The organism is Ruegeria sp. BHSC043, assembly GCF_059612985.1.
Genome location: NZ_JBXWRS010000008.1, coordinates 124,957 through 141,300, shown reverse-complemented (window position 1 = coordinate 141,300; position 16,344 = coordinate 124,957). Strand labels below are relative to the sequence as shown.

General features: G+C 61.8%; 13 protein-coding genes. 1 reads left to right on the top strand and 12 read right to left on the bottom strand.

Going from position 1 to position 16,344, the window contains the following annotated elements; genetic code table 11:
* Positions 1-28: 28 nt before the first annotated feature.
* From AC2FMM_RS13360 to AC2FMM_RS13325, 8 genes are all read right to left on the bottom strand, one after another.
* Positions 29-1,468 (bottom strand): protoporphyrinogen/coproporphyrinogen oxidase, encoded by a 1,440-nt coding sequence (locus AC2FMM_RS13360; RefSeq protein WP_496796823.1) that lies wholly within the window; start codon positions 1,466-1,468, stop codon positions 29-31.
* Complete coding sequence (locus AC2FMM_RS13355; protein WP_496796822.1) at positions 1,465-2,439, bottom strand: lysylphosphatidylglycerol synthase transmembrane domain-containing protein; 975 nt, start codon at positions 2,437-2,439, stop codon at positions 1,465-1,467. The genes AC2FMM_RS13360 and AC2FMM_RS13355 overlap by 4 nt, the downstream gene beginning before the upstream one ends.
* Position 2,440: 1 nt before the next feature.
* A complete protein-coding gene (locus tag AC2FMM_RS13350) occupies positions 2,441-3,367 on the bottom strand; it encodes a glycosyltransferase family 2 protein (protein ID WP_496685647.1) in 927 nt (308 codons plus the stop codon).
* Between the two features lie 209 nt (positions 3,368-3,576).
* Positions 3,577-5,085 (bottom strand): PepSY-associated TM helix domain-containing protein, encoded by a 1,509-nt coding sequence (locus AC2FMM_RS13345; RefSeq protein WP_496796821.1) that lies wholly within the window; start codon positions 5,083-5,085, stop codon positions 3,577-3,579.
* A 144-nt stretch (positions 5,086-5,229) separates the two neighbouring features.
* A complete protein-coding gene (locus tag AC2FMM_RS13340; protein ID WP_496796820.1) occupies positions 5,230-6,726 on the bottom strand; it encodes an NAD(P)/FAD-dependent oxidoreductase in 1,497 nt (498 codons plus the stop codon).
* A 513-nt stretch (positions 6,727-7,239) separates the two neighbouring features.
* On the bottom strand, positions 7,240-8,262 hold the full coding sequence (locus AC2FMM_RS13335) for a glycosyltransferase family 2 protein (protein WP_496796819.1): 1,023 nt from the start codon (positions 8,260-8,262) through the stop codon (positions 7,240-7,242).
* On the bottom strand, positions 8,262-9,767 hold the full coding sequence (locus AC2FMM_RS13330) for a hypothetical protein (protein WP_496796818.1): 1,506 nt from the start codon (positions 9,765-9,767) through the stop codon (positions 8,262-8,264). The genes AC2FMM_RS13335 and AC2FMM_RS13330 overlap by 1 nt, the downstream gene beginning before the upstream one ends.
* Complete coding sequence (locus tag AC2FMM_RS13325; RefSeq protein WP_496796817.1) at positions 9,764-10,771, bottom strand: UDP-glucuronic acid decarboxylase family protein; 1,008 nt, start codon at positions 10,769-10,771, stop codon at positions 9,764-9,766. Before AC2FMM_RS13325 ends, AC2FMM_RS13330 begins: the two co-directional genes overlap by 4 nt.
* Before the next feature lie 590 nt (positions 10,772-11,361).
* Here AC2FMM_RS13325 and AC2FMM_RS13320 point away from each other — a divergent pair.
* The gene (locus AC2FMM_RS13320; RefSeq protein WP_496796816.1) at positions 11,362-11,886 is read left to right on the top strand and encodes a VPLPA-CTERM sorting domain-containing protein; all 525 of its coding nucleotides are present in this window, start codon (positions 11,362-11,364) and stop codon (positions 11,884-11,886) included.
* Between the two features lie 69 nt (positions 11,887-11,955).
* On the opposite strand, the gene AC2FMM_RS13315 is transcribed toward AC2FMM_RS13320, so the two are convergent.
* From AC2FMM_RS13315 to AC2FMM_RS13300, 4 genes are read right to left on the bottom strand one after another with little or no spacing between them, the layout of a single operon-like run.
* Positions 11,956-12,840 (bottom strand): glycosyltransferase family 2 protein, encoded by an 885-nt coding sequence (locus tag AC2FMM_RS13315; protein WP_496796815.1) that lies wholly within the window; start codon positions 12,838-12,840, stop codon positions 11,956-11,958.
* Positions 12,821-13,660: a CpsD/CapB family tyrosine-protein kinase gene (locus tag AC2FMM_RS13310; RefSeq protein ID WP_496796814.1), complete on the bottom strand. Its 840-nt coding sequence runs from the start codon at positions 13,658-13,660 to the stop codon at positions 12,821-12,823. Before AC2FMM_RS13310 ends, AC2FMM_RS13315 begins: the two co-directional genes overlap by 20 nt.
* Before the next feature lie 31 nt (positions 13,661-13,691).
* Complete coding sequence (locus AC2FMM_RS13305) at positions 13,692-15,233, bottom strand: GumC family protein (RefSeq protein WP_496796813.1); 1,542 nt, start codon at positions 15,231-15,233, stop codon at positions 13,692-13,694.
* Position 15,234: 1 nt separating this feature from the next.
* Positions 15,235-16,092 (bottom strand): ExeA family protein, encoded by an 858-nt coding sequence (locus AC2FMM_RS13300; protein ID WP_496685659.1) that lies wholly within the window; start codon positions 16,090-16,092, stop codon positions 15,235-15,237.
* Positions 16,093-16,344 lie beyond the last annotated feature (252 nt).

The following is a 16,344-nucleotide window of genomic DNA, read 5'->3' as shown; positions in this document are numbered from 1 at the left end:
GGATATCGGCCTGCCAGTCGGACATGGCTCAGTCTTCCACCACATGCGAGGCGAAGACCTCGCGATACCGGTTCCATTTCGCGCGATCGACCCGGCCTGCATCGTCGATGCAATCGGCGGCGCCATAGGCCATGGCAAAGGCATGGTGGGTGTTGTCATGGGCAAACAGGCCCTGCCGCCCGAACACCAGCAGGCCATCGAGCCCCGACAGCCAGCGATCGACGGTGTCGAACCGCGCTTCGTAGCCGATGTCATAGACCGGATAGGCATGGCTGAGCCGACGGGTTTCGCAGCGCCGGACCGGAACCGTGACCGGCAGGCCCAGCTGACCCAGCCACTTGGTGAACTCCTGCCCCAAGGCCTCGTCGGACATGCTCCACCATTTCTCGTCCGGGTCGCAGGGCAGTTCGGCGCACAGGACCGTCACGCCCTTTGGCGAGCCGCTGGCGTTATAGTTCTTGGGTTCTGACATGCGGCTGATCGGGATCGACAGCTCGGGGAAATAATGTGCGTCGAACTCGGTGAACTGGTCGGTTTCCAGCACCAGATACAGCAGGATCATGCCGCGAAACCGGATGCCGCGGGCCGCTTCTACCACATCGGCGGGCGGGTCGGGTATCAGGCGCGTCAGCGCGGTCAGCGGGATGGTAGACAGGATCAGGTCGCCGGTCAGCTGTCGTTCGCCGCCGGCGTCGCGGACGGTCAGGCCGCAGACGTGGTTTCCCTGCCGCTGGATCGCGGTGATTTCGGTGTCGAACAGAAATTCCGCGCCCTTTGCCCGGGCGCTGTCATGCATCGCGTCCGAGATCTGCCCGAACCCCTTGCGCGGATAAAAAAACCGCCCTGCTGTTTCGCTGCGCAGCCCGGGCAACAGCCGCAGCATCTTCATCAGGATCTTTCCGACCGACCCGCTGCCGACCCGTCGTTCCGCCAGCTTGACCGCCAGCTTCTCGGGCTCCAACCCCCACAGCTTGCGCACATAGGGAAAATAGAAATTGTCGGAAATCGTCGGACCCAGCCCGTCATACAGAACGGTCGAGAAGGTCTGTTGGCCCTGATGTTTCTTGCGGAAGGGTTTCAGCACCATGTCGCCGATCAGCGAGAGGGCGAAGGGTTTGGGCAGACGCAACACCGCATCGGTCAGCTTGAGCGGAAAATGGATCCACTTGCCGCCGAGCCGGATGCGTCCATGGCGGGGGCGCAGCAGCAGATCATCGCCCAACAGGGTCTTCACGTCCTGCAGCACTTCGGGTTCGGCTGCGGGATGGAACCGGTGCGAGCCGTAGTCGCAGACCACGCCTTCGACCGGGAACGAGGCGGAGTTGCCGCCCGCCACCGAGGCCCGTTCGACGACGGTCACGCGCGCCTTGCCCGCCAGCGAATGGGCAGCTGCCAGCCCCGCCGGACCTGCGCCCAGAATGATGATATGGGCCTGATCGCCCGATCGGGGTTGGGAAACATCCGTCACTTGCACTCTTCCTTTCTCGAACGCGTGGGCGCAGCAAGACTCATCCCTGAGACCAACAGAACCAGCGCGCCGATTCCGCCCGCCGAAAACAGAACCACCTGCCAGACCAGCCCTGCGGCAACCACCGCTGGGGCGCTGACTCCAAAGGGCACGAGGAACCCGGCCAGCGTCGCCTCGCGTAGCCCGAGCCCGTTCAGGGACACAGGCAGAACCGCGATGATCTTGGCCAGGGGCCAGGCAAAGACCCACGCGCCGGCCTCCACCGAAACGCCCGCAGCCCGTGCCAGCCACCAGGCCAGAAGGACCAGCGAAAGTTGAATAAGAACCGAAGCCGAGAAGGCGATGGCCAGAAGGCCGGGCCGGGCCGCAAACCCGGCCAGGGCATCGGCCAGCCTCAGGGCAAAGCTGCGCCCCGGTACGGCCGGGAAGGCGCGCCAGATCAGCGGTAGCAACCACGGCAGGGCGACCATTCCGACCATCACGGTCAGCACGATCACGGCCGCGGCCCCGATCGCCGTCGTCCCGGTCGCGCCGTCCCAGACCAGAACCAGACCCAGCCCGGACAGGGTCAGCAGGGCCACCATGTCGATCACCCTGTCCACCGTGGCCGCAGCAACCACTTGGGCCCCGTCGCGCATTGCGGCCTGCGCCATGGCTGCGCGTACGGTGTCGCCGCCGATTGCGCCGGGCAGGCACAGGTTGGCGGCAAGGCCGGCAAAATGGGCGCGGATCGCCAGCAGGGGCGAAATCCGACGATTCAACAACAGCCACCATTTCAACGCTGCGGCGACATGGGCCAGCAGGAACAGAACCAGTACGGCCAGAAACACGGGGGGCGGAATGGCCTTGAGCGCCGCCACGATCGCGTCAGCCGGCAAAAGCCAGAACAGACCGGCCAGCATCACGCCGGACCCGACCAGCCGGATCAACCAGCGGCGCGTGACCGGATCGGAGGGTAGCAGGCGCCCCATGTCACGGCCGCAGGTGGAGGCGCGAAATCATGTCGGCAATCAGCCCCAGCGACCAGATCATGATGGCCGCCAAAAACGAAAACACGGCGGTCTCGCTGAGGTTCCAGTAGAAGATGTCGACGATGAACTTGACCAACCCGAGCGTGAAGAAAGCCAGACCCAGCGGGATGAAAACGCGCAGCGGGTTGAACAGGGTACTGATGCGCAGGATCAGGATGATGAAGTTCAGAAAATCGATCGGACGGATCTTCGATTTGCCGATCCGCTTTCCGTACTCGATCGGAACATAGATCATCCGCTTCCCGTTCGACGTCATGCACAGCGTGATCGTGGTGGTGAACGAGAAATTCTGCGGCAGCAGCGGCAGGAACGGGATCAGCTCGGATTTGCGGAACACCCGCAGCCCGGAATTCAGGTCGTTGATCTTGCGCTCGGCCAGGAACGAGGCGAAGGCGAACAGGAATTTCTTGGCCGGCCGCCGCAGCAGCGGCACGTTTTTCATCGCGGCGCCCCGATCCCCGACCACCATGTCCTGATCGCGGCACAGGGCCAGCATTTCCGGCAGGTAGCGCGCGGGATAGGTGCCGTCGGCATCGAGGATCGCCACGTATTCATGCTGCGCCATGCGTACGCCGCGCTTGAGGCTGGCCCCATAGCCCGAATTGACGTCGTTGAAGGTGACGGTTGCCCCGCTGGCTTCGGCTTCGGCGCGGGTTCCGTCCTCGCTGGCATCATCCACCACGATGATCTCGTAGGGGATGTTCAGCGGCCCGAGATGCGCGCGAACGTCTTCCACGGTCGCGCGAACGGCGTTTTCCTCGTTGTAGGCCGGAATGACCACGCTCAGGCTCATGCCGGTGACATCCGGCGTGCCTGACTCATCCGTGTTGGCGCGATCCGTGCCGATTGGTTCTGCAACTTTGTTCATGAAACCCAAAACCCTGACCTACTCAAAATCAATTCTGTTCATACTCACCCGGGGGGCGTCCATGAAAATGGTCGCGGCCGTCCCGGAAACTTCCCGCCTATGGCAATCCGACACCCGAGCACCGAGCGTATCGGCAAAACAGGGCGAAATTGGACCGTTTCCGCGCCTGGCCGCCATTTTTTCGTATTTTGCGCCCTATGTTCATCACCTCACCAGATCGGCGGCCCGAGGTGAAAGGTGACGACCGTTTCGCTGCCGTCCTCTTTTGCCAGATGCGCAGTGATGTCGTTGGCCTGTTGCGCGGGGTTCAGTCTGAACCGCGCCTTGGCCGGGCCGTCGGCGGCGGTCTGAGGGCCGGTCACCTCGGGGGTCTGGCCGTTGACTTCGACCCGCGCGATCCTGAGCGCGGGGTCCCGCACGCGCAGTTCGACGTCGAGTGGCTTGCCGGCCCTCAGCGGGTCGCGCAGGATCAGCCGGGCGACCGGGGGCATTCCATCGGCCGGGGCGACGCGGCTGGTGCGATGGGCGCCGGGGCCGAAATTGTAGAGGCCGGCGGCCACGACCGCCGGCACCAGCAGAAGGTAGCCCCAGCGGAAGATGCCCAGCCCACGCCAGATCCGCCGCAGCGGACCATATTGCGCGGCCTCGGGGGCTAGCCGTGCGGCAAAAATCACGGCGCCGGTCACGGCCACGCCGGTTGCGATCAGCCCCATGACAAGCCACAGCACCCGCGAAAAGGCGCCCCCCCAGAACCCGTAGTGCAGCTCGTCGACGACGTGGCGCCAGCGTGCAAGGCTGGTGTTGTCATTCGGGGTGAAGGCGCCCGTGATCTCGAGCGTGGTGGGGTCCACCGCCACGGTGCTAAGCCCACGAATATGCGGCATCGACGGCAGATATCCCACGAAGCGGAAGCTTTCGGTGGTCTTGCCCGGCAAAGTCACGCCCGTGGGTTCGAACCCCTGCAGGCCCGTGCGCGCGCGGGCCTCGGCCCGATTTAATAGATCGGGTGTGAATCCGGCGGGCAGCACGGTTTCCCGTGCGGCCGCTGGCTGTGGCTTGGGGCGGTGGCCGTCTATGCCGAAATCACCCAACAGAAAGATGAAGGCGGTGACACCGCTGATCAGCAGCAGGGGCGTGGCCCAAAGAGCGGTCAGCCGGTGCATTCCGCCGGCCCAAGGCCGCAGGCCGTTGGCCGTTGTGGGCCAGCGCAGAAACCCTTTCCAGAACCGCCGATAGGTGATCAGGCCGCTGACGATCTGGAACAGCAGGATGATCGAGGTCGCCGCCACCGCCTTGTAGACGATGCTCTGACCCGACAGCAGTTTGACATGGAGCTCGCGGAGGATTTTCTGAAACCCGGGATAGCCGGTGGTCTCGACAAGCGCGCCGGTGGCGGGATCGGTCCAGAAGACGACCTGTTCGCCCCAGCCGGTGCGGCCTTCGGCCCGGTCGACGAACCACGGGGTGGGACGCTTGGTGATGGTTTGAACGGTGCTGTGAGGATGCGCGTCCTTGATGCCCTTGTAGATCGCTCCAAAACTGGCCGTGCGGTCCTCTTGCGCGGCGGTGGTCCAGATTGCGGGGCGGGTCAGTGCCTGAATTTCATTGCCGAAGACAAGAATGGAACCTGTGAGGAACAGAAAGGCAAAGAAGATCGACAGATGCAGCCCCAGCCAGATGTGAAAGGTGAAAAGGCGGTTGCGTAATTTGCGGTTCATGGAACGGCCCGAAGGTGCACGGTATCAGAAAATGAAAGGTCGTTAGCGGTGCCACTCGGGCCCAGAGCCTGGTTTGCACGGCATAGTCCTTGCCCGACCGGACCTTTTTCAGGTTGGGCAAGGGGCAACCCGTTGGGTTGCAGTTCATTCCAGAACGGCGCCTTTGCCGACACGCTCGGCCCGGGCCGCCTGTCTTTTGGGTTTTGCCTCGAACTCCTCATGATAGGACCTCTCGACATTGACGTCCCAGACATCGTTGTCTTCCCCCAGGATGTTGCGGGCCGCATACATGGCCGAAAGCATCGAGTGATCCTGGTTGTTGTAACGGTGCAGCCCGTTGCGTCCGACGGTCTGGAAGTTTTCCAGCGTCTTCAGCCAGCTGCTGACGGTGTCCAGGGCGTCCTTGTATTCGCTGTCATAGACGGGATAGGCCTTTGGCTGCCGGATCACGGCGTGGTCGATCACGTCCGACGCCTTGGCCAGGCCCAGCTGCTCCAGCTCTTCGCTGGCCAGCTTCCTCAGGTCCTCGTCGCTGGACGACCAAAGCCCGTCGCCCTTCTGGCAGAAATATTCCATACCGATCGAGGCGGTATTCTGGTCGGGCAGCATTTCGGCCGACCAGGCGCGGAAGTTCTGAATGCGCCCGACCTTGACCTTGGGGCTGTGGATGTAGATCCAGTTGTCGGGGAACGGGTCGGCGTGGTTCAGCACCAGCGTCACGATCAGGAAATCCCGGTATTTCAGCCGGTCGGCGGCCTCGATCACCTCGGGCGGCGGCGGCGGGTCGAAGGCATGGATCAGGTCGCGCACGGCCATCGAATTGATGAACTCGTCGGCCTCGACCCGTTCGGTGGTTTTCTCACCTTTTTCGTTCCAGTGGCGGATGTCCACCGAAGTCACCCGGTTGCCTTCGCGGTTGACCCGGAACACCTCGGAATGGGTCTCGACCGAGCCGCCTTGTTCCCGGATCAGGTCGCGGGTCTTTTCCCACATCATGCCGGGGCCTAGGCGGGGGTATTGGAATTCCTCGATCAGGCTGGCCGTGTCATTGGCGCCCGAGATGGCGTTCCAGACAGCCTTGGGCAATGACAGGTTCTTGATCCGCTGCGCGGCCCAGTCGGCCCGGATCTCGGACGGGGGAATCCCCCAGACCTTCTTGGTATAGCTGTGGAAGAAATGCATGTAGAGCCGGCCACCAAAGCGGTTGATCACCCATTCCTCGAACGTGTCTTCCTGCGGCTTCGGCCGGATCTTCCATTTGATGAAGCTGCCGATGATCTTGTAGGTCTCGTACGGCCCGATATTGCCGAGCGCGTTGAAGATGCGCAGCGGATAGTCATAGAACTTGCCGCGATAGAAAATCCGGCTGAGGCGCTGGACGGTGATGAAGTCATCCCCCATCACCTCGTGCCACATGTCTTCGACCTCGCGCACCTTGGTGAAGAACCTGTGCCCGCCGATGTCAAAGCGGTATCCGTTGTGGGTTTCGGTGCGCGAGATGCCGCCCACCATGTCTGAGGCCTCGTAGACCCGCGGGACATGCTTGTCGCTCAGTTTCTGAAGTTCGTATGCAGCGGTCAGACCTGCTGGTCCGCCACCGATGACGACGACCGGAACAGTATCGTTTTTCAATTCACTCACACCAAATCTCACACAAAATAGCTTGGGTCAGGCTACTAGAGGCTGCACCAACTTCGCAACAAATTCCTGTCACACGCTCGCTTCGTGATCCCAGGCCGCTCAAAAAGTGCCCGACGCGCGAAAGTTGCGCCGCGCGCCGCAAGCGATCAATGACCTGGTTCACATCTACCGGCCCCCACGCGATTTGGGCTCGCGGCTGCGCCGTCGAGGAGTTGCCGACGCGTTGCGCCAAAGGCCGGACAGGCTGCAAGCACTTGTTTTACCAGAAAATCATTCGCGCGGGGCGCATCGAAATCACACCGACTTCCGCAGTCTGTGTCCGGCGGGCGGGACGGCTGGCGCCGGCATGACCGCCGCAACGTCGAACGGTTCCAATACGCCCTATTTGAATATGTACCCAAGGTAAACAATGGCCCGGCTGCGGGGGGATTGTTTTGTTTAAGTGGCGCCCGGGGCCGGACTCACCTTCGGGGAGGGCGAATCTTGTGCGTGTTTCAGACCCGCACCGGCCGCTCAGTTCCGCCTGACCTGCAGTTTCTGACGCTGACCCAGAACGTGGTATTCGAACAGGCACCAGACATATACGGCCGCGGAGTAGACATAGTAGACTTGGTGATACAGCAGGCATTTGACGGCAAACCAAAGCCCACCATGCCCGGCCATTGTTCTGAACAGGTCCAGATTGATCGCTAAGGCGATACTCAGCAGGATCAGGGGGAGAGGCCAAAGGCCTGGCCAGAACGGCAGAATCAGAATGGACAGAATCAGCAGCCCCGCGACGGCCGCGCGCGCGCGCTCAGCCATGGAGGTGTTCAGATCGTCCGTCAGCCCCTCGCGCGAGATCATCAGGCGGGACCATGGCAGGGCCCGGCAGAAGATATCGGTGCTCAGGCTGTTGCGGATCGTCCAGATCTTTAGGTGTTTTCCCTGCAGGCGCGGTTCGACCAGAATGCGGCGGCCGGATTCTGCGATGCGATAGCCCAGTTCGATGTCCTCGATCGAGGGGATCTCGTAGGTCTTGACGTCAAAGCCGCCCACCTCGAGGAAGACGTCCCGGCGGATGGCGCCGCACCCGGCCCAGAACGTGCGTGCCTCGCGACGGGCGCGCTGATGGTGATAGCGGTGCAGCAGGTTCTTGTAGCGCGAAAACCACGACTGCCCGTCCGGCGCGTCGTCATAGGATCCGAAAACCGCGCCGACATTGTCCTCGGACATGGCGCGGCGGATGTGTTCGGGGCCGTCCGGCCAGGCGATGACGTCGGAATCGACGAACCACAAGATGTCGCCCGTGGCCTGTTCGGCCGCCAGATTGCGTGCGGCGCCCGGCCCGCCATTGACCGGAGTCGTCAAGACCGTCGCCCCCATTTCGCGGGCCAGCGCGGCCGTGCCGTCCGGGGACTGGTCATCGACCACCAGCACCTCTTGGACCGTGCCGGCCTTCAACATCTCGATCAAAGGGGGCAGCACCCGCGGCAACAGGTGTTCGGCCCTGTAGGCGGGCATCACCACACTGATCGTCGGTCGGTCGTTTTGCATCATTCATCCTCGGTGGGCGTTCGTGGTCTGGAGCGTGGATTTCGCACCAGAACGAGCAGGGTGGCGGCGAAGGGCAGCAGCCACATGACCCGCGCCCCGTAACGGTCGGCTGGCTGGGAAACGCCGCCGCATACCAGCGCGTTTACGGCGATTCCGATCAACAGGAACAGCGTAAACACCCGGTAGGGCGCAGCGACCTGGGCAGGCCACAGCAGCAGAACGGCCACGATCGCCCCCGAGACCGCGTAGATCGCGAAGTGGACCCCCACCAGCGGGTCGATCCAGGTCTGGGATCGTTTCAGGGTCGTTTTGTCCAGGACGGCAAGCTGATCTTCGGACAGGCCCGAGAGCTTTTTGGCGTTGCGTATCGTGGCCGAGTTGGGGATCGTCATCGCCACGCTGTGCGTTCCAAGCTGTCTCAGGGCGTTCTTGCCCAATGCGGTTACCGTCGCGACGGGATAGGCGGACAGGACGCGCAGAAAGAACTGTCGCTGTTCCAAGGCGATGGCCTGCTGATCCTCGGGCGGCAACAACCGGAACGAGCCCAGCTGCGGGGACCGCTCGAAAATGATATGTGACGCGGTCAGGCGGTATGGATCATCCGACCATGTCAGGGCCTCGTGCAGGGCGCATGTCGCCAGGTCCGGCGCAGGGCAGACATCGTCCAGATAGGCCAGCCCCGGCCCGTCGACGATCAAGCGGGCGGTGATGTGAGGCGTATAGACCACGTCTTTGTGGGTGACGGTTTCGACGGCAACTTCGAAAGCCTTACGTTCGGCGATCGCGAACACGGCAAGGCACGTCGCGAACCCCGCCGCCAGCCAGCGCCCCTGGCCGATCCGTAACGCGGCGGCCAGAACGACCAGAGGAACCATCAACACCGCGATGCCCAGATGCGACGGGTGCAGGACCGTAGAAAAGGTGCCGAGCGCCAGTGCTCCCAGTGCCTCGGAAACGTGCATCCGGTGGCCTGCAGCCACCACGGCGGCGACAAGGATCAGCATGACCGGCGTGAAAATGTCGGGCATGACGTAGGCGACATAGAAGGGCAGCGACGTCGTCGAAGCCGCCAGCAGCGGAAGGCAGACCAACTGAGCGGTCGAACGTGCCGTCGGCGCGACGCGTCCAAGCATCCGAATCGCCAGCCAGACGGCCATCAGCACAAGGCCCAGTTGCAGCCACGCCAGACCGGCCAGCCATCCGACGCGCCAGAATGCGGCCACCAAAACGGCGTAGAAGATTGATCGCGATCCGCCCGCAGCCTGGTCGTCGTCAGCCTTGTGCCGGGTTTTCTGGGTTGCTCGGGTTGCGCTGTCCGGTTCACCCGCCGCCGGCAGGATCATCGACAGAACGACATTGCCCTGCCGCACATAGCTGCCGGTATCGAAATACACCAGCGGTCCGCGATTGATTGCAAGGATCGACAGACCGGCGGCGACGGTCACACCCAGCAACAGAAGGGTTATGGACCACCGCGGGCGCATTGCATCGTCAATCCGGGTCATGCCCCGCCGGCAGCGGTTTGGGGCGCTGCGGTGGTCAGGTGCCGGAAATAGGCGATCGTGGCCTCGAGGCCTTGCTCCAGGGGCACCTTGGGGGACCAGCCAAGTTGCTCTTTGGCACGGGTGATGTCGGGTTGACGTTGGATCGGGTCGTCTTGCGGCAGCGGACGGAAATCCAGCCGGGATGTCGAGCCGGTCATGCGGATCACGGTTTCCGCCAAATCGCGGATGCTGAGTTCGACGGGGTTGCCCAGGTTGATCGGCCCGGTCACGTCTTTGGGGGATTCCATGAGGCGGATCAGCCCGTCGATCAGGTCGGACACGAAACAGAACGACCGGGTCTGACCGCCGTCGCCATAGACGGTGATCGGTTCTCCGGCCAGAGCCTGCATGATGAAATTGGACACCACCCGCCCGTCGTCTGGGTGCATGTGCGGGCCGTATGTATTGAATATGCGCGCCACCTTGATCGGCAGGCCGTGCTGCCGGTGGTAATCGAAGAACAGCGTTTCGGCACAGCGCTTGCCTTCGTCATAGCAGGAACGCGGCCCGATCGGGTTCACATGACCCACATAGTCTTCGGTCTGCGGATGGATCTGGGGGTCGCCATAGACTTCGGATGTCGAGGCCTGCAGGATGGTGGCGCCGACCCGTTTGGCCAAGCCCAGCATGTTGATGGCACCATGCACCGCCGTTTTCGTTGTCTGCACCGGATCGTGCTGATAGTGGAACGGAGAGGCCGGGCAGGCCAGATTGTATATCTCGTCGACCTCGACATACAGCGGAAAGGTCACGTCGTGGCGCATGACCTCGAAGCGGGGGTTGTTCAGAAGATGACGCAGATTGCCGCGTCTCCCGGTAAAGAAATTGTCCACGCACAGGACCTCATGCCCCTGATCCAGCAATCGTGCGCACAAGTGCGATCCCAGGAAACCCGCGCCACCGGTGACGAGGATGCGTTTGGCAGTCAGGTGCAGGCCATCGGGGTCGAAATCAGCTGCGTTCATCAAAATACTCTTCAATAACCGACCGGCGCGCAGAATGTCGCCCCGGCCCAGGAAACCGTTCGGATACCTCCGGCGGTCAGGTACCCACACTCGTCATCTTCAGTATGGGCGAGGTTACACGAAGTTCTTGGGCCGACGAAGGACAAAAAAATGGTCCGAGACGCAATTCGGCGCAGCTGGTTCCGCCGACACCGGTCAGCGCAGTGGCGTGCAGACCGGTCCGAACCAATGAGGGCGGTCGGAACCGAGTGGTTGCAAAAACCTTATTCGCAAGGGGCCCGGGCGTTCCGCAGGTGCAGGCGCACAGCACCAATTTACGGCTTTGGGCAGTGTCCGCATCGGAACTTCACGCCGAGGACGCGAAGCCGATTCGAGCCAGAAGGCGGAGGATGCAATGTTGAGCGAAAGGAAACAAAGAGCCGCCCAATGGTTGATTTGGGGGTCAATTGTCGCCAAAAGCCAAAAAATTGCCACAATTATTAAAAAAGTTCTCGCAACAACAACGTGATGGTGTACCTTGGTTTCATCCAATCCACGGCCTGACATCTGTTCGGGTCTTTATGTGTTCAAGTATACGAGGGTGGGAATAGATGTTTAGAACTTTGAAAATGGTCGCGATCGCACTGGCCGCGTCCTTCGTAATGACCGGGACAGCCAAGGCCATCACGACTGTGAGTGCTGGCGGAAGCTATGACATCACCTCGGACAACCTGTTTGTCGGAACGGTGTCCACCACGGGTGGTCCGGGTGTTTATTCGGTGAACTTCACTGCGCCGACCGCGCCGCTGCCTGGTAATGCACAGGCCTCGGTCACCGCAAAAATTCTGGGAACCTTCACCGGCCTGACCATGAGCTGGGTTGATGTGGCGACCAACACCGTGCTGAACTCGGCGGCGCTGGTATCGGGTGTTACCCGTCTGAATACCACTTTCCTGTCGACCGGCGCGCCGGGGCAGAACCTGGTCTTCAGCTGGGCGAACTCGTCGGGGACCACCAATGGCGGCGCCATCACGTTTGACTTCGACGTGGCCGCGGTTCCGCTGCCGGCCGGCGGGTTGCTGCTGTTGACGGCCTTGGGAGGTCTGGCGTTGACCCGTCGTCGCAAGGCGGCATGATCAAACGGTCATAATGATGATTATGTTAAAAGGGCTGCGCAATGCGGCCCTTTTTTCGTTTGGCCCGGCTCAGATCTCGAACCCTGCGGCCTGCCGCAACATCCAGACCATCCGCTGGCATCGCAGCCGATACAGGGTGCCGATAGCCGCACTGACTTCCCGGCCGGAGCCCAGCTTGTCGCTGGTCAGAACCTTCGGCGTATGCACCACCGCGCTGGCTGGCATGGCCAGCCCCCGCATCATCCAGCGCAATCGCGCCCGAATGGTGGTTCCGTTCAACTGAAAAGCCTCTTGAGTGGTTCGCCGCCATTTGGTCTTCAGCGCCGGCCAGTCTTGGCGCGACGGGTGGCTGACGCGGAACCTGTCCTCGTAGATCAGGCTGTACCCGTGCGAGACCGCCCGCATGGTCCATTCCCGATCCTCAGACACGCCGTTCGTGAAACCGCCGATCGCGTCGAACACGTCCCGTCGCGTCAGCAGGTTTCCGGCACCCGAGAAGCCCTGGACCTCGATGTAGCGGCGGAAGTTGAAGGCAAAAACAGCCTCGAATGCCTCGGCCCCGCTGCGCGGTGGCGGGGTTTCGTCAAACACGTCGACCCGCCCGCCAATCAGGTCGGCGGTGTCGGCGACCTGGCGTCCGACCGTCAGCCAGTCGGCGGCGGGAACGCAATCGGCATCCAGAAAGAACAGCCGCGGGGCGCTGGTTTCGGCCACGCCCCTGTTGCGGGCATGGGCGGCGCCTTTTTGCGTTTCGACCAGAAACCGAACCATCGGGAAAGCGCGCTGAATTGCGTCCAGCGACACCGACGAGGCATTGTCCACGACCACGATCTCGGTGCTGGTGGTGTCATTTTCCATCAGTGCCCGCAAACAGCGTTCGAGCCTGGGAAGGTCGTTGTAGTGGGGAATGATGACCGCGTTTTCGGGGGCCGCGTCAGTACGATCCGTATTCATTGCCGAAGGCCCCGCTGACATAGCGACACTTGGTCAGGACGATCCCCATGATCTTGGTCAATTCGGCCAGCTGGCGTTCCGCCACATCTATATGGTCGATGCTGGTTTCTTCTGCCGCAGCCAGCAGCAAGGCGCAATCGACGTTTCTGAGGAACCCGTGGCTGTCGTCGCTGACCATCAGCGGCGGCGTGTCGAACAGCATGATATCGGGCTGGTATTCGGATTCGATCCATTCCAGCAGCTCGATCGTCCTGCGGCTTTGCAGAATTTCGGCGGGATTGCGGGTAGGGCTGAAATTCAGTCCGAAAATCACGTTGTTGCCGTGCCGCTGCGCATGCTCCTGAAACGGTACCGAACCGGATATGATGTCCGCCATGTTGTGCGCGCCGCTCTGCCCCAACACGTCGGCCAGCCCACGGCGCCGTAGGTCGAAATCGATCACGACGGTGCGCAGATCTTCCTGCCGCCCCAGGCTGAAGGCAAGATTTGCGACCGCCGTGCTCTTGCCGCATCCGGCATAGGGCGACGTCAACGCAACCCGGCGCCAGCCATTGGACAGGATCTGTTGCAGCATCTTGGTGCGCAGCATGTCATAGGGCGCGGCGTCCGACCCGCCCTCCAACGACACCAGGCGGTTTTTGGAGGCGACGCGCGGGTTGATCTCGATGGCGGGTAGATCCGACCACAACGTTTCGACATTCGTCACCGAGGGCGCAACAGCCTGATCCGGGTCAAGCCGCAGCGGTTCCGCGGGCACGGTTCTTTGACGGCTTTCCCGTTCCTCTCGGGCCTTTTGAATCGCCTGTTGCAGACGGTCCATCACGCGCTCCCATCGCTGACTTGAACAGAACTCACCAATACACCTCCAGCTTGTCGATCACCTTTTCGGCAATCAGGTCGAGCGGTAAATAATACGTGTGAACCGACCAGACGGCGGCCGGCACGCTGCCCAAAATGGCCAGGATGACAACGGCCCAGGCCAGTCGCGCGCGAATGACCTCGCCGCGCGTGCGGACATAAGGGATTGTCGCGATCGGCCAGACCTGCAACTTGTTGATCAGGTCTTCTGGTCGGCGGACGGATTTGTTCAGCAGTTCCAGCAGAACGACCAGCCCGATCCCCAAGGCGATACCGAAGGCGGTTCCGCCGCCAGCGATCATCAGGCGGTTAGGCTTGGTCGGTGAACTGGGCGCGACCGGATATTCGATCACAGAAATCCGCTGCCCCTGCGAGGTTACCTCGATCCGCTCGCCGGTCGAGGCCGAGGCCAGCCGCGCCACCGCTGTGTTGTACTGTGCCTGGACGTTGTTGTAGTCGCGCTGAAGCTCGGCGAGGGTAATCGCATTCGCCGGGGTCTGGTCGATGGTCCGTGTCACCTCGGCCAGGCGCTTTTCGGCATCGGTTTTCTGATCTTCCAGAGACTCGATCTGCGAATCCAGTTGCGCTAGTTGCAGATCCAGAGTCGAGTTCCCGGTCTGCGCGCCCGATGTTGCGGCGCTGGTGGCCTGCTCCGCGGCTACGACCTCTTCCAGGCGGGCGATCCGCGCGCGCAGGATTTTGATCTTGGGGCTGTTTTCCGAATAGATGCCCAGGTCATTGTCCAGCTGATTGCGCAGCTGCGCCAACTGTTGCTGGGCCTGGGTCTGCGGTTGTTGTCCGATCGTCGAGATCTGACCGGTCGTGGCATAGATCTCCAGCAACTTTTCACGCTGGTTTCGCAGTGAGAAAAGTTGTTGGTCAAGCTGCTGGATGTTGGTTTGCAGCGTCGCCTGCTGGGTCAGTCTGAACTGCAGGCTGGCCGGCAGCGAGTCCGAGTTTTCGTTCTGGAACTCGAGGATCTGCGCGCTGCGCCGGTCCAACTCGTCACTCAGCCGGTCCACCTCCTGTTCGAAGAATTCCAGCGTGTCCGAGGCTCGCTCCTTGCGATAATTCACGTCGAGCTTCTGGATTTCCGTCAGATAGGCGTTCAGAACACCGGCCGCGACCCGACCGGAACGGGCCTCGAAGGTGATGGTCATCAGGTTGGCCTGATTGCGCCCGGTGGCGATCCGGATTTGCGTGTTGGCGCGCATCGTGTCGACGATCTGGTCCGGGCTTGCCTCGTCTTGATTAGGCAGAACGTCGAACTCCTCGGCGATGTCCAGAAGGATCGGACGGGTCAGCAGGCGCTGTTCGATGATCTGCAGTTGCTCGGCCGCCGTGGTGTTGACGGTGCTGGCCGCCAGATTGCCCGGAATCTGCGGGGATTCGACGATCAACCGCATCTGCGACACATAGGTGGGCGGCAGGGTGCGTGCGATGATGATCGACGCAGCGGATACGATCAGGGCAACGACGAGGAAATACGGCAGGCGCCGCAGAAAGATCGAGATGTAGTAGCGAACCGGGCCCATGTCAGTCTGTCAGCTCCTTCTCGAGTGAGTTCCCGCCAAAGAACACGCCGTCGTCGATTACTTGTTGCACTATGTTTTCATCCACGTTTCTGGTCTCGTTGGTCCAGGCGTACAGCAAGGTGAAGTCGCACAGCTGGTTCACAAGCCGGGGAACGCCACGGGTCTTTTCGAAGATCAGCTTGCAGGCCTCTTCGGTGAATTCGTCCCCGGTCCCCCCGGCGACCTTCATCCGATGCCGGATGTAGCTTTCGACCGACGGCGCATCCATCCGCTCCAAGTGAAAGCTCGCGGCCACCCGTTGGGTCAGCTGGCGCATCTTCGGGTCCAGTACCATGTCGCGCAATTCGGGTTGCCCCACCAAGACCAGCTGGATCAGTTCATCGGTGTTGGCATTGATGTTGGTCAACATCCGGATCTCTTCCAACCCTTCGACGGTCAGGTTCTGCGCCTCGTCGAATATCAGCACGACACGCCGGCCCTGCGCGTATTCGGAGACCAGGAATTCCTGCAGCGCCTGAAACAGCTGGACATAGGCCGCGTCCTTTTCAAACGGCAGGCCCAAGGCATGCATGACCCACTGGAGCAGCTCGCCCCGCCCGCCCTGAGCGTTCGAGATCAGCCCGACGGTGATCGACTCCTCCATGTCCTTCAGAAGATGCTGGATCAGCGTGGTCTTGCCGGCGCCGATCTCTCCGGTCAGAACGGTGATCGGCGCGCAGCTCATGATTCCGAACTGCAAGATCGAATAGCCGCGTTTGTGCAGCGGCGACCAGTACATGAAACCGGGATCGGGCAGCAGAGTGAATGGCCGCTGGTCTAGGCCGAAATAATCCAGATAGAACCCGTCGCTGGAGGCCATGGCACCTCGGTCGCCTTCCGACTTGTCGAAAAAAATCCTGGCTCTCCAGAGATTACCCAAACTTGCACCCTGAACCACAGGTAAATCCTAACAAAATAACGAGAAGCCACTATATCGGCCCTCAACATGCACGTCATTGTGCCACAACATCAAGATAGAGAGCATCCCCCATATCTCCAGAGTGACACATTAACCCGCCCAGAAGGTGCAATGGAAACATTTTTCGGTGATTGTTTCCGTCAGGCTGTCGCG

Excerpts from the sequence above, each read along its gene's own strand:
- AC2FMM_RS13355 (WP_496796822.1), bottom strand. The coding sequence starts at position 2,439 with ATGGGGCGCCTGCTACCCTCCGATCCGGTCACGCGCCGCTGGTTGATC.
- AC2FMM_RS13350 (WP_496685647.1), bottom strand. The coding sequence starts at position 3,367 with ATGAACAAAGTTGCAGAACCAATCGGCACGGATCGCGCCAACACGGAT.
- AC2FMM_RS13345 (WP_496796821.1), bottom strand. The coding sequence starts at position 5,085 with ATGAACCGCAAATTACGCAACCGCCTTTTCACCTTTCACATCTGGCTG.
- AC2FMM_RS13335 (WP_496796819.1), bottom strand. The coding sequence starts at position 8,262 with ATGCAAAACGACCGACCGACGATCAGTGTGGTGATGCCCGCCTACAGG.
- AC2FMM_RS13330 (WP_496796818.1), bottom strand. The coding sequence starts at position 9,767 with ATGACCCGGATTGACGATGCAATGCGCCCGCGGTGGTCCATAACCCTT.
- AC2FMM_RS13325 (WP_496796817.1), bottom strand. The coding sequence starts at position 10,771 with ATGAACGCAGCTGATTTCGACCCCGATGGCCTGCACCTGACTGCCAAA.
- AC2FMM_RS13320 (WP_496796816.1), top strand. The coding sequence starts at position 11,362 with ATGTTTAGAACTTTGAAAATGGTCGCGATCGCACTGGCCGCGTCCTTC.
- AC2FMM_RS13315 (WP_496796815.1), bottom strand. The coding sequence starts at position 12,840 with ATGAATACGGATCGTACTGACGCGGCCCCCGAAAACGCGGTCATCATT.
- AC2FMM_RS13310 (WP_496796814.1), bottom strand. The coding sequence starts at position 13,660 with ATGGACCGTCTGCAACAGGCGATTCAAAAGGCCCGAGAGGAACGGGAA.
- AC2FMM_RS13305 (WP_496796813.1), bottom strand. The coding sequence starts at position 15,233 with ATGGGCCCGGTTCGCTACTACATCTCGATCTTTCTGCGGCGCCTGCCG.
- AC2FMM_RS13300 (WP_496685659.1), bottom strand. The coding sequence starts at position 16,092 with ATGGCCTCCAGCGACGGGTTCTATCTGGATTATTTCGGCCTAGACCAG.